This is a genomic window from Duganella violaceipulchra (assembly GCF_019166075.1).
GTDB lineage: Bacteria > Pseudomonadota > Gammaproteobacteria > Burkholderiales > Burkholderiaceae_D > Rugamonas > Rugamonas violaceipulchra.
In genome coordinates this window covers 1-440 of sequence record NZ_JAHTGR010000129.1, presented here as the reverse complement: position 1 = coordinate 440, position 440 = coordinate 1, and the positions used below count along the sequence as shown (strand labels likewise).

Here is a 440-nt window from a genome sequence, read left to right as displayed (position 1 = left end):
CGCGCGGATTCCAAAGAACCAGCAGACGTCGGGAATCTGGGAGCCGGAATTCGCCATCGCTCCCCAAGTTCTGGGCCACATCCTTGGGCCTAACAAGCCAGATGCGGCCAAGCTCTCCCCGTATGAATGCGGCTTCGAAGCGTTCGAAGACGCGCGCATGAAATTCGACGTGCGTTCAGCGCGTGGCCGCCGGAGTTGCCGCCGCCGATCACCGCCACGCGCTTGCCCTTGAACAGCGGGCCGTTGGACTTGAAGCGGTGCGCGCAGCTTGGTGGACAGGATGTCGATGGCCGCACCGTCCAGGATCGACTCGGGATCAGTGTTCTGGGTGAATCGGCCTCGGCGAAGTATGCGCACCCAAGGCCGCTGGCGACCGCGCGCGGCCCGACAGCTCTTATGAATTTTTGCCGGGCCACCTGGAAATCCTGCACCGGCCCTCG

1 pseudogene is annotated in these 440 nt (G+C 63.9%); it reads left to right on the top strand.

What is annotated here, in order from left to right:
* Nucleotides 1–7: 7 nt before the first annotated feature.
* Nucleotides 8–175, top strand: a pseudogene (gene ndhC / locus KVP70_RS33300) (NADH-quinone oxidoreductase subunit A); the annotation flags it as partial.
* Between the last annotated feature and the right edge of the window lie 265 nt (nt 176–440).